At 43.0% G+C, this 12,536-nt stretch carries 12 protein-coding genes; 8 read left to right on the forward strand and 4 right to left on the reverse strand.

Translation table 11 applies throughout. The features are described 5' to 3' along the window. The first annotated feature begins 39 nt into the window (after nt 1-39). The 4 genes from ppk1 (at nt 40) to apt (ending at nt 4,753) form a co-directional block, all read left to right on the forward strand. Complete coding sequence (gene ppk1, locus ACERC6_RS07515; protein ID WP_373628445.1) at nt 40-2,175, forward strand: polyphosphate kinase 1; 2,136 nt, start codon at nt 40-42, stop codon at nt 2,173-2,175. Continuing rightward, complete coding sequence (locus ACERC6_RS07520) at nt 2,172-2,627, forward strand: YchJ family protein (RefSeq protein WP_373628412.1); 456 nt, start codon at nt 2,172-2,174, stop codon at nt 2,625-2,627. Before ppk1 ends, ACERC6_RS07520 begins: the two co-directional genes overlap by 4 nt. A gap of 95 nt (nt 2,628-2,722) precedes the next feature. Then, nucleotides 2,723-4,168, forward strand: coding sequence for a tRNA uracil 4-sulfurtransferase ThiI (thiI, locus tag ACERC6_RS07525; RefSeq protein ID WP_373628413.1), 1,446 nt, complete (start codon nt 2,723-2,725; stop codon nt 4,166-4,168). 51 nt (nt 4,169-4,219) lie between these two features. After that, nucleotides 4,220-4,753: an adenine phosphoribosyltransferase gene (gene apt / locus ACERC6_RS07530; RefSeq protein WP_284672994.1), complete on the forward strand. Its 534-nt coding sequence runs from the start codon at nt 4,220-4,222 to the stop codon at nt 4,751-4,753. An 85-nt stretch (nt 4,754-4,838) separates the two neighbouring features. Here the strand turns inward: apt and ACERC6_RS07535 are convergent, their stop codons facing one another. The 4 genes from ACERC6_RS07535 to ychF all read right to left on the reverse strand — a co-directional run bounded on the left by ACERC6_RS07535 (nt 4,839) and on the right by ychF (nt 8,474). Then, nucleotides 4,839-5,675 carry an exodeoxyribonuclease III gene (locus ACERC6_RS07535; protein ID WP_284672993.1) on the reverse strand — a complete coding sequence of 279 codons (837 nt, stop codon included), beginning with the start codon at nt 5,673-5,675 and terminating at the stop codon, nt 4,839-4,841. A 147-nt stretch (nt 5,676-5,822) separates the two neighbouring features. Continuing rightward, complete coding sequence (locus ACERC6_RS07540) at nt 5,823-6,530, reverse strand: TetR family transcriptional regulator (protein ID WP_284672992.1); 708 nt, start codon at nt 6,528-6,530, stop codon at nt 5,823-5,825. Nucleotides 6,531-6,697: 167 nt separating this feature from the next. Beyond that, a complete protein-coding gene (locus ACERC6_RS07545; protein WP_373628414.1) occupies nt 6,698-7,162 on the reverse strand; it encodes a hypothetical protein in 465 nt (154 codons plus the stop codon). Between the two features lie 220 nt (nt 7,163-7,382). Continuing rightward, a complete protein-coding gene (ychF, locus tag ACERC6_RS07550; protein ID WP_373628415.1) occupies nt 7,383-8,474 on the reverse strand; it encodes a redox-regulated ATPase YchF in 1,092 nt (363 codons plus the stop codon). Nucleotides 8,475-8,761: 287 nt separating this feature from the next. On the opposite strand from ychF, the gene ndk reads away from it, so the two are divergent. The 4 genes from ndk to ispG all read left to right on the forward strand — a co-directional run bounded on the left by ndk (nt 8,762) and on the right by ispG (nt 12,460). After that, entirely contained in the window at nt 8,762-9,193 is a 432-nt protein-coding gene (gene ndk, locus ACERC6_RS07555; RefSeq protein WP_373628417.1) for a nucleoside-diphosphate kinase, read from the forward strand. Between the two features lie 221 nt (nt 9,194-9,414). Then, a complete protein-coding gene (gene rlmN, locus ACERC6_RS07560) occupies nt 9,415-10,608 on the forward strand; it encodes a 23S rRNA (adenine(2503)-C(2))-methyltransferase RlmN (protein ID WP_373628418.1) in 1,194 nt (397 codons plus the stop codon). Between the two features lie 28 nt (nt 10,609-10,636). Further along, the gene (locus tag ACERC6_RS07565; RefSeq protein ID WP_373628419.1) at nt 10,637-11,287 is read left to right on the forward strand and encodes a hypothetical protein; all 651 of its coding nucleotides are present in this window, start codon (nt 10,637-10,639) and stop codon (nt 11,285-11,287) included. A gap of 54 nt (nt 11,288-11,341) precedes the next feature. Then, nucleotides 11,342-12,460: a flavodoxin-dependent (E)-4-hydroxy-3-methylbut-2-enyl-diphosphate synthase gene (gene ispG, locus ACERC6_RS07570; RefSeq protein ID WP_284672986.1), complete on the forward strand. Its 1,119-nt coding sequence runs from the start codon at nt 11,342-11,344 to the stop codon at nt 12,458-12,460. The last annotated feature ends 76 nt before the right edge of the window (nt 12,461-12,536 follow it).

The following is a 12,536-nucleotide window of genomic DNA, read 5'->3' on the forward strand; positions in this document are numbered from 1 at the left end:
TACAGCATCGAACAGCAAGCAATGCAAAGTGTATTGGGTATGACTCCCCCGCCTGCACAGCTTACCGAGATTCAATCTCTTGTCAATGAGGTGGGTGGGTTTGCTCCTGAATGCTATATTAATCGTGATTTATCCACCCTAAGATTTCAGTTGAGGGTGTTGGCTCAGGCGGTGAACCCTCGCCACCCATTACTTGAACGAATGTTGTTTTTGACGATTTTTTCATCAAACATGGATGAGTTTTTTGAGATTCGTGTGGCAGGACTGCTACAAAAGATGAATAATGGAGATAAGTCAAGCAGTTTAGATGGTCGCAAGCCATCTGAGCTTTTGGCGGAGATTAGTCAGGTGGCTCATCGTGCAGTTGATGAGCAATATCGTATCTTAAATGAAGACATCCTTCCAGAGCTTGCTAAGTCTGATATTCGCTACCTTAAGCGTCATGAGCTGACAGATGCTCAAAAAGCATGGATGCGAGAATATTTTTTCAATCAAGTACTGCCAGTACTAACCCCAATTAGTATTGACCCTGCACACCCATTCCCCAGAGTGGTTAATAAGTCTTTAAACTTCATTGTCAGTCTAGAGGGCAAAGATGCCTTTGGTCGTGATATTAACCGTGCCATCGTGCCTGCTCCTCGCTCATTGCCTCGTGTGATTCGTCTGCCAGATGAATTAACAGGTGGTAAAGATCATCACATCATGCTGTCTGCCGTGATTCATGAACATGTGGGCGAGCTTTTTTTGGGCATGAAAGTAACTGGGTGTCATCAGTTCCGCTTAACTAGAAATGCTGATTTGGCGTTGTCTGATGATGTTGAAGACTTGGCGAAGGCACTAGAAGGCGAACTAGATAACCGCCGTTTTGGGCATAAAGTGCGTCTGGAGGTGACAACCAATTGCCCTAAAGAGATTTATGAATTCTTGCTTCAAGAGTTTGAGCTAGAAGAAAATCAATTATATCGAGTTAATGGACCTGTAAATTTAACTCGTATGCTGACAAGTTTTGATAAACCTGAACTTAAGTTCACACCGTTCGTACACACCGTTCCTAAGGCATTTCGTGGCATGGAGGCGGTGCGAGTTGCCAAAGATGATACATCAATGTTTAGTACCATCAAAAAACAAGATGTGTTGGTGCATCACCCATTTGAATCGTTCGTTCCGGTGGTCAATCTGCTTTGGCAAGCAGCAAACGATCCAAATGTACTTGCTATCAAGCAGACGATTTATCGTTCGGGTACAAACTCGGAGATTGTTCAAGCCTTAGCCGCTGCTGCCCGCAATGGCAAAGAGGTTACAGCTGTTATTGAGTTAAGAGCCCGTTTTGATGAAGCGAGTAACATTGCTGTTGCCAATATGCTTACCGATGCAGGGGCGGTGGTAGTATATGGCGTGGTTGGCTATAAGACTCACGCTAAGCTCATGCTGATTGTGCGTCGTGAGGGAGATAAAATCCGCCGTTACGCTCATCTAGGCACAGGTAACTATCATGCAGGCAATGCAAAGGCTTATACTGATTATGGGTTGTTTACCGCCAATAAGCAGATTTGTGAAGATGTGCATGGCGTATTTATTCAGCTGACAGGCATGGGCAGACCAATGCCTTCGCATCAGATTTTGCAGGCACCTTTTGCCCTGCATGATGGACTGATGCAAATGATAGATGATGAGATTCATCATGCTAAAAATGACAAAAAAGGACGCATTATTATGAAATGCAACGCCATCACAGAACGCCAAATCATCAATAAACTCTATGAGGCGAGTGCTGCTGGTGTTGAGATTGATTTGATTGTACGGTCTATTTGTTGCTTGCGTCCCCAAGTGAAAGGCTTGTCTGAGAACATTAGGGTGCGTTCGGTGGTCGGAAGGTTCTTGGAGCATACCCGAGTGTATTATTTTGGTAATGATAAGGATGGTGATGGTCAAGAACGCCTGTTTTGTGCAAGTGCTGATTTGATGGATAGAAACCTGCTACACCGTGTGGAGGTGGCATTTCCTATCTTGAACGCTAAGTTGTTTAAACGCATTTATGAAGATGGGCTAATCAATTATCTCAATGATAATGTGCAGGCGTGGGAGCTTGATGGGCGTGGCGAGTGGAATCAGGTACATCATGCAGAGTGTATCCATGACGCACAGCAGTTGCTTTTGGAGAAAATTTGTCTATGAACTGTCCTTGTGGTGGTGGGCTGTATGATGAGTGCTGTAAGCCCTTGCATGACGGCAGACCTGCTGATGATGCCAAGCAGCTCATGCAATCTCGGTATGCAGCATTGTATCTAAAAAATGTGGACTATATCATCAAGACGACCGCCCCCAATCAGCAGGGCTTGCTAGACAGGGCGGTGTTATTGGAGTGGGCAAATGAGATGAATTGGTTGGGTCTTGATATCATCAGCCATGCCCCTAAAGTTGGTAAACGCCATGCCCAAGTGCATTTTTATGCTTATTTTGATAATGGACAAGGTAAGCAAACTCATGATGAGTTATCTACCTTTGTGCAGATAGATGGTGCGTGGTATTTTCTTGATCCAACCGTGCCTATACCTACCAATAAGCAGCCTTGTTTGTGTGGCAGCGGTAAAAAATTTAAGGCGTGTTGCGGTCAGTTTTTTAGATAATTTGCTTAAAAGTGAGATTTGTTGATGGGTTGTGGCGTTTTTCTTATTAAAAAGGTGTATAATAATAGCTTTTTTGTGCAAGCCTAAACAACAGTATGAAGTTTATCGTTAAGTTATTTCCTGAAATCATCATGAAAAGCGATTCAATTCGCAAGCGTTTTGTGAAAGTATTGACAGGAAATATCAAAAATATTTTAACTCGTCATGATGAATGTATTCGCGTGATTCGCCATTGGGACTTTTTAGAAGTATGTTTTGATGATGACGATTTGCAAGAAGTTTTGCTTGATGAACTCATGCGTATTCCGGGTATTCATCACATTTTGACAGTGGAAGAATCACCATTTAGCGATTTGCATGATATTTTCTTGCAGACTTTGGCAAAGTTTGGCGATGATTTGCAAGATAAGACTTTTTGTGTGCGTGTTAAGCGTCGAGGTCGTCATGAATTTGACTCAATGGAAGTCATGCGATATGTGGGTGGCGGTCTTAATCAGCACATTGCAAGTGCTAAAGTGCAGTTAAAAAATCCTGATGTCGTGGTGCGACTTGAAATTGATAATGACAAGTTATTATTCATCAAAAGTCGCCATGAAGGGATTGGTGGCTTTCCCATTAGTACCCAAGAAGATGTATTGTCGCTCATCTCTGGCGGTTTTGATTCTGCGGTAGCAAGCCATCTGTTTACCAAGCGTGGCAGTCGTGTTCATTATGTGTTTTTTAATCTAGGTGGCAAGGCACATGAGATAGGAACAAAACAAATGGCGTACCAGCTGTGGCAACGCTATGGTAGCTCTCATAAGGTGCGTTTTATCACGGTGGACTTTGAGCCTGTGGTCGCTGAAATTTTGACCAAGATTGACGATGGTCAAATGGGCGTGGTGCTAAAACGCATGATGGTGCGTGTGGCCAGTGCCATTGCCAAGCATCATCGCATTGAGGCATTGGTAACAGGTGAAGCACTTGGGCAGGTTGCCAGTCAGACGCTAACCAATCTACATATGATTGATAAGGCAAGTGATGTGCTGATTTTAAGACCATTGATTACGCACAATAAACCTGACATCATCAGTATGACTGAACAAATCGGTGTGGCAGATATTGCTAAGTCCATGCCTGAGTTTTGTGGTGTCATCTCAAAAAGCCCAACCGTTAAGGCGGTGGAACATAAGGTGTTGGCAACGGAGGCGAATTTTGATTTTTCGGTACTTGACCGTGCCATTGATACAGCCATCTCTATTGATATTCGAGATATTGCCAATGATAGTCAGCAGGAATATGCGATTGAGACGGTGTCGTCTGTACGGTCTGATGAGATAGTGCTAGACATCCGCCCCACTGATGAGAGTGAGGATAATCCGCTGAATCTATCAGGTGTGATACGAATGCCATTTTATCGATTATCTAGCAGTTTTGGCGAGCTTGACCAAAGCAAAATTTATCTTTTGTACTGCCAGCGTGGTGTGATGAGCCGACTACAAGCCGTGCATCTGCAACAAAAAGGCTTTCATAACATCAAAGTGCTACAGTTAACCAATTAACCAACCATCAAAAATCAACAAGCCAATTTGGCAACTATTAAGGCGATAAACATGACTAATGAACTTATTAAATCATCCATCAAATCAATCCCCAACTACCCAAAAGCAGGTGTAACTTTTCGTGATATCACATCACTATTAGAAAATCCTGCTGCGTTTAAAGCGACCATTGATGCCATCGTGGTACAGTATCAAGATAAGGGGATTACCAAGATTGTTGGTACGGAATCTCGTGGTTTCATATTTGGTGCTCCCATCGCCCTAGTTTTGGGGGTCCCATTCGTACTGGTGCGTAAGCCAAATAAGCTACCTAGAGAGACCATCGCTCAATCCTACGCCCTAGAATACGGTGAGGATAAGCTAGAAATTCACACTGATGCCATTACAAGTGATGATCGTATTTTGATTATTGATGACTTGTTGGCAACAGGTGGTACGGTCGAGGCGACTGCCAAACTGATTCGTAAGCTGGGTGGTACAGTGCAACACGCCGCCTTTGTGATTTGGCTCAATGGATTGGGTGGTGATGTCAGACTAAAAGGTTTGGATATTCAGCCTTTCTCATTGGTGAGTTTTGAAGAATAACCAAGAACCTAAGTTTGTTGTAACATAAAAGGCGGTGATAATCCGCCTTTTAATTCGTCTTTTTTAAGATATTTGTACGGCTGGCTTAACCAATCAAATAATCAATCACTACAGGAGCATGGTCGGAAAACCAAGTGTCTTTATATACCCACGCACCAACCGTTCGGTCTTTCCAGTCTGGTGAGCAGGCTTGATAGTCAATACGCCAGCCTACATTTTTGGCACGAGCTTGCCCACGATTTGACCACCATGAATAGACCTCGGACTCTTTACGAACCACACGAAAAGTATCAACATAACCAAGCCTATCATAGATATGATCAAGCCATGCTCGTTCGTGCGGTAGGCAGCCTGAAGCCTTTTGGTTGCCAGACCAGTTTTTGATATCAATGCGTTTATGTACAATGTTGTAATCGCCACAGATGATGACAGATTTATCCTCATCACGCCAGTTCTTTAAGATGGTTTTGTATTTATTTAAAAACAAGTCTTTGCGAGCTTGGGCGTCATCGCCTGATGAACCAGAAGGCAAATATAGTGATGAGATGAATACAGGTTTATCAAGTCCTAAATCAAACTCTGCTGTGATGAAGCGACCTTGCGAGTCTGCCAGCTCAAAGCCAAGCCCACGACTAATTGAGATAATAGGTAGGCGACTATAGATGGCGGTGCCTGCATAACCTGCACGCTCAGCAGGAAATAGGTGGGCATACCAACCGTCTGGTTTGAATTTATCCGTCCATTGTTCGTGTGTAATGCGTGTTTCTTGCATACATACCACATCTGCTTCGGACTGTGCTAGCCAGTCAAACAACCCTTTTTTCTCGGCTGCTCTTAGACCATTAACATTGATAGAGATGACACGAAGTAGTTGATTGCTCTTGAGATTGTGATGGGATTTAGGTCGGTGTAAATAGGGCATGGTAGGTAATTTATGCTAAAAATTGACTATTTTAGCATAAAATTAAGATGATTAAAGCGGTTTTGAACCTAAAATTTTCGGTTGCAACACGGTCATTTTTATGTACAAATCTATAAAAGAGTAGTCGGCGGTCGGGCTATTGGTTGATCAATCGCCGATAATCGTTTCTTCATGCGATTTCCAATTATACGCACCATATAGGAGTATTTGCATCTGACGAGTACAGCGGTGGAGCATGATGTTTTTTTGTTCTTCTAGGTTTATGGGGGTGAAAGTCTGTTCACCATCTTCGTCTAGGTTTGGTGTATAGGTAAGTTCAAGCCAATCAATAATCCAAGAAAAAGACAAATTGACACCAATCTCTGCCAACAGATAACGATCTTCTTTGCCGATGTGTTCAAAGGCAGGCTGTAACGCCAAATCATCGCCCATGATTTTGGCAAAGTATTTAATTTGCTCACTGATGGCATGACGAACCGCCTCTGAGCCACCAAATCGCTCGCTGGCGATGAATTGCCAGTATCTAGGTTGTGCATCTACTGCCTTAAAGAATAGCTGTACACTTTTGGCAATCTGTCTTTCAAAACTGCGTTTTTTCCCTAGCTGCATATGCTCACGCAGTAGTGCCATCGCTGAGCCAAGCTCATCTTCAACCAAAGCCTTGCCCAAACTTTCCATGTCATCAAAATGACGATAAAAAGCAGTTGGTACTACACCTACCTCACGGGTGACTTGGCGTAAGCTGATGGAGCTATAGCCTTGTCCCATCATGCACAAGTCTAATACAGCGTTAAAAAAGGCTTGGCGGGTTTGGCGTTTTTTTTGCTCTCGGGTTGCAGGTTTTTCTTGGTGCATGGGTATATCCATTAAAATTAGATAAAAAGCGATGGCTGTCTTTAAATCCTGTATTATGAATAAAATTGTGATAATTTTCAATCAATTTCATAGAATATTGCATTCTGCACACACATTAGACAATAAAAAACCAAGCCTAGCAAGTAGGCTTGGTGGTATGACAGTGATTAAGAGTGAATCTTGGTGCAGTCAAGCAGTGTGCTGTTGTCTGCTTTTAGTATTTGAGCTTTGTCGCCGTCTAGCACCAGTGTCATTGGTTTATTGTCGCCTTCGATACCCTCGTTGGTATTAAAGCGTTTTTTGTCTTTGTCGTCTTGATTAAGGTCATAGACGATGTCATCAGCAGTGAGATGAGCTTCCATCTCTCCTTCGTGTTCATGTACGACAATGTGTACAGTCTGATCGCCACATTGGAATTGATCGCCTTCGTGATGATGGTGGTCATGACCTGCATGGTCGTGAGAATGCTCATCATGAGCATGTTCATCGTGAGCGTGCTCATCATCAGAGTGGTCTTTATCATGGATATCGGTTACAGCAACTTCACTGTCTGTGACAGGCTCAGCAGGTTTTTGTTCGCAGGCAGTCAGAGCAAGGGCGAGCATCATGGTTGGTAGAATGATTTTTTTCATGTTTTTACCTTAATTGATTAAAAATAAGTGGTCGCCATCGCTCATTGATGGTTCATCACTGATAGCTATATTGTAACAAAATTTCCCAAAATGGCAACAGCTCTCAATGACAAATTAGCAATGATACTGGTCGTTTTTGTTGCCGATTCTACTATTAAATAAGGGGGTGTATCCAAATACCCCCCCTTATTTAATAACATTACTAATACATCAAGCCTGCTTACACATTAAAGCGAAAGTGCATCACATCGCCGTCTTGGACAACATAGGTTTTGCCCTCCAAGCGATTCTTACCAGCGGCACTCGCTCCTTTTTCGCCACCATACTCAATAAAGTCGGCATAGCTGATGACTTCAGCACGAATAAACCCTCGCTCAAAGTCGGTGTGAATGACGCCAGCTGCCTGCGGTGCAGTTGCTCCAATTGGTACTGTCCACGCACGCACTTCTTTAACCCCTGCGGTAAAGTAGGTTTGCATTTTGAGTAGTTCATAGCCTGCTCGAATCACACGGTCAAGCCCAGCTTCACTCATGCCCATGCCTTCTAAGAACTCTGCCTTTTCGTCTTCGTCTAGTTGGGCAATCTCTGCTTCGATTTGGTTGCATAGTGGCACGACTATTGCATTATCCGATTTGGCAAATTCTTTGACTTGGTCAAGATATGGGTTATTTTCAAAGCCGTCCTCGCTGACATTAGCGATATACATGACCGGTTTTAAGGTAATCAGTCCATAACTTCTAATCAGTTTCTTTTCATCATCATCAAGCCCTGCCATTCGTGCAGGTTTACCATCTGCTAGTAGTGGCTCAACTTTGTTGAAGACAACCAACATCGCTTGGGCGTCCTTGTCTCCACCTTTGGCTTTTTTGCTAAGGTTGGTGATGGCTCGTGTTACCGCTTCTAAGTCAGCAAGAGCAAGTTCGGTGTTGATGGTTTCAATGTCTGATAAGGGATTGACTCGTCCGTCCACATGAATGATATTGTCATCATCAAAGCACCGTACGACATGAGCGATGGCGTCTGTCTCACGGATATTGGCGAGAAACTGATTGCCCATACCTTCGCCTTTAGAAGCACCTGCCACAAGTCCTGCGATATCCACAAACTCCATAGAGGTTGGGATAACTCTTTCGGGGTTGACAATCTTGGATAATTCTTTTAAACGAGGGTCTGGCACAGGAACGATGCCTGTGTTTGGATCCTTGGTGCAAAAGGGGAAGTTCTCGGCAGCGATGCCTGCTTTGGTCAATGCGTTAAACAGCGTAGATTTGCCCACATTAGGCAGTCCGACAATACCACAATTAAAGCCCATAAAAAACTCTCTACAAATAAAAAAATTCTGCTTAGTTTAGCAGATTTTCATAAAAAATGCTTTGCTTTTTAAGTCTGGAGTTTAAGGATATTGTCATAATGGCTTATCGCAGACCCGCCAAAGGTATACCCATGCCTATAAGGTCGGCATCAATAAATTGCCGATACAAGGGGCGAATAAACTTGCATAAAAAAGATGCAAAATCTGATTTTGCTTGCTATAATATAATAAATTTTACAACTTTTCGTAAAATCTTTCCCCTTTTATCAATAGTAAGGAAGTTTATCATGGCAATCGAACGCACTTTATCTATCATCAAGCCAGACGCAGTTGGTAAAAACCACATCGGCGACATCATTGCTCGCTTTGAAAAAGCAGGTCTTAAGCCTGTTGCTGTGAAATACAAGCACCTAACTCGTGAAGAAGCAGAGGGGTTTTATGCAGAGCATAAAGAGCGTGGTTTCTTTAATGATTTAGTGGCATTCATGACTTCAGGTCCTGTGGTGGTATCTGTACTAGAAGGCGAAAACGCAGTTTTGGCTCATCGTGATATTCTAGGTGCAACCAACCCAGCCGAAGCTGCTGCTGGTACTATCCGTGCAGACTTTGCTGTAAGTATTGATGAGAATGCTGCTCACGGTTCTGATAGTATCGCTTCTGCTGAGCGTGAAATCGCTTACTTCTTTGGTGTGGATGAGATTTTCCCACGCACTCGTTAATCAATGTTGGGCAGTTTATCTGCCGATATACATTGCACAAAACAGCTTGCCGATTGGCAAGCTGTTTTTTGATTGCTTATAAATCGTATTTACAAACTGCTTTGCCATGAGTAGGTTGGTGAGGACTTGTTTGTATTGAAAGTTCATGACTTTATTAAAAAATTTTAGTATAATGTGCCATTTTTATGATTATTTTATAGCCAATGACGCCAGCACAGCCCATGAGTAAAATCCCTGTACATCAAGATGGTCCATTAGACATCACTTCCAATAAAATCAATCTGCTTGGTATGTCCAAAGAGGCATTGGGTGAGTTTTTTGTGTTGCTTGGCGAAAAGCCATTTCGTGCTACCCAAGTGATGAAGTGGATTTACCAATTTGGGGTGGTGGACTTTTTTGAAATGACTAATATTTCCAAGAAGTTACAAGAAAAGCTGAATGAAGTAGCGTGCATTGTGCCACCGAAGGTAAAATTTAAAGAATTTAGCAATGACGGCACTCGTAAATGGGTGTTTGAAGTGGCGGGCGGTTCGCTTGTTGAGACGGTGCTGATTCCTGCAGAAGACGGCAAGCAATTTGGACGAAAGACTTTGTGTATTTCATCACAGGTGGGCTGTGCACTTGATTGTTCTTTTTGTAGTACAGGAAAACAAGGTTTTGAGCGAGACTTAACAGCAAGTGAGATTATCGGTCAATTGTGGGTTGCTAATCAGTCTTATATGGAAGATGTTGCTCCTACCGAGCGTGAAAACCGAGTAACTAATGTCGTCATGATGGGAATGGGAGAGCCGCTGCTTAACTATGAACCTGTTGTAGCCAGTATGTCGCTTATGCTAGACGACCATGCATTTGGTTTGTCTAAGCGTCGTGTTACACTGTCAACATCAGGCGTTGTTCCAAAAATGTATGAACTTGCCAAAGACATCGATGTGGCACTTGCCATCAGTTTGCATGCCCCAAATGATTCGTTGCGTAATGAGCTTGTACCCATCAATAAAAAATATCCGTTATCTGAGCTGATCGCTGCCGCCAAAGCATATGTCTATGATGAAAATCCACGCCACAAAAAGCATGTAACCATTGAATATGTCATGTTGCAAGGCGTAAATGATACTGATCAGCACGCCCATGAATTGGTAGCATTGCTAAAGGATTTGCCAAGCAAAATCAACCTTATTCCCTTTAATCCATTTCCGCACGCTCCTTACGATCGTTCTAGTAATAACCGCATTCATGCGTTTAGCAACATTTTGAATAACGCAGGCTTTGTATGTACTATTCGTCAGACTCGTGGTGATGATATTGATGCAGCGTGTGGGCAGTTGGTGGGACAGGTTGCCGATCGCACTCGCCGTGCCAAAAAATGGCAAGAGAGTATTGAAAAACGACAGAATAAAACCAAAGTATCCAGATGATTTGCTAAAGTGTTTAAAGGCTGTTAGAATGAAACAAAGTATCCGCCATCACACGGCAGGCAGATTTGGTAAAATTGCCATTTTGTTCATGACCATGCTGATGGTCGCTTGTCAGCATACACAGCCAATGCAAAAAAGCATGGGAAGGGTTGTTGCTAAAAACCAAATTGCACATACTTATACACAGCTTGCCGAGCAGTATTTGCAACTAGGTAGAATAGATGATGCCAAAAGACAGCTGGATCTGGCGATACAAGCGAGCGATCGCCATGCAGCGGCTTATCGCACTTTAGCACGAGTGTATCAGACAACCAACGAGCATGAGCATAACAAACTTGCCAAAACTTATTACCAAAAGGCACTATCGCTTGATGATAAGGATATGCAGACGCATTATGATTATGGCGTGTATCTGACAGGTAATCAAGAATATTCATTGGCACTTAAGCATTTTGAGAGAGCGGCTAGAGAGATTGGTTTTGATGGACGGCTGGCAGCGATTGAAAACATTGCCTATATTCGTAATATCTTATGGGAAAATCTACCCACTAAGACAAATTTGGATTTGGCGGTATCGGCATTTAACCGAGCGGTTAAGGCGGGGAGCTTAAATGCGGATTTACTTACTCAAGCATTATACCTAAATATAGAAAAAGATAAACAAACTCAGGATAAGTAGCATCGGCTTAATGCCAGACTTATAATATAACAATATTGACTGTTGGAAAGTATCATGACTCATCATAGCCCCATCAAACGCCGTTTTACTCGTAAAATTATGGTTGGCAATGTTGCCATTGGTGGCGATGCCCCTATTAGTGTGCAGTCTATGACCAACACAGACACTTGCGATGTGATGGCAACCGTTGCTCAGATTCAGCGGTGTGTGGATGCAGGGGCTGACCTGATGCGTGTGTCCACACCGACGATGGAAAGTGTGCAAGCCTTTGGCGAAATCAAAAAGCGTGTCTCTGTGCCACTCATTGCCGATATTCATTTTGATTATAAAATCGCCTTGGCAGCAGCAGAAGCTGGGGCGGATTGTTTGCGAATCAATCCAGGGAATATCGGTAATGAAACCAAAATCCGTGAGGTCATCGCCTGTGCTAAGCATCATGGTCTGCCTATCCGAATTGGTGTTAACGCAGGTTCATTAGAAAAAGACTTGCAAAAAAAATATGGTGAGCCAACCGGTGAGGCGATGCTTGAGTCGGCAATGAGGCATATTGATATTTTGGACCACCATAATTTTCATGATTATAAAATTTCAGTCAAGGCGAGCAATGTCTTTTTGACGCTAGATGCTTATCGTTTGATTAGTCAGCAGGTGGATTGTCCATTGCATCTTGGTGTAACCGAAGCAGGCGTGTACCGCACAGGAACGGTTAAGTCAGCGATTGCACTTGGTGGACTGCTATTGGAAGGTATTGGCGATACGATGCGAATTTCTTTGGCGGCAGAGCCAGAAGAAGAGATTAAGATTGGTTTTGATATTTTAAAATCTTTAGGTATCCGTTCAAATGGCGTGAATTTTATCGCTTGTCCAAGTTGTAGTCGTCAAGAATTCAATGTCATTAAGGTGATGACTGAGCTGGAGGCACGACTAGAAGACATTCGTGAGCCAATGGATGTGTCAGTGATTGGTTGTAAAGTCAATGGTCCTGGCGAAGCTAAAGAAGCTGATATTGGTGTGGTGGGGGCAAATCCTAATTCATTGGTCTATAAAAATGGCGACAAAAGTCATTTGATTGATACCGCCAGATTGGTTGATGAAATTGAAGCGATGGTGCGTGAAAAAGCAAAAGCGTTGGCAGAAAAAAGGGCAAATGAGATTGTCAGGGTGGCTCAGTGAGTTGCTGAGTGTAAAATCAAGGCAAGCTGAGTTCAAATAAAAAACTATCAAACATCACTTGATAAGCAATGACTGA

Origin of the sequence: Moraxella sp. E33BD, assembly GCF_041807865.1 — a bacterium.
GTDB lineage: Bacteria > Pseudomonadota > Gammaproteobacteria > Pseudomonadales > Moraxellaceae > Moraxella > Moraxella haemolytica.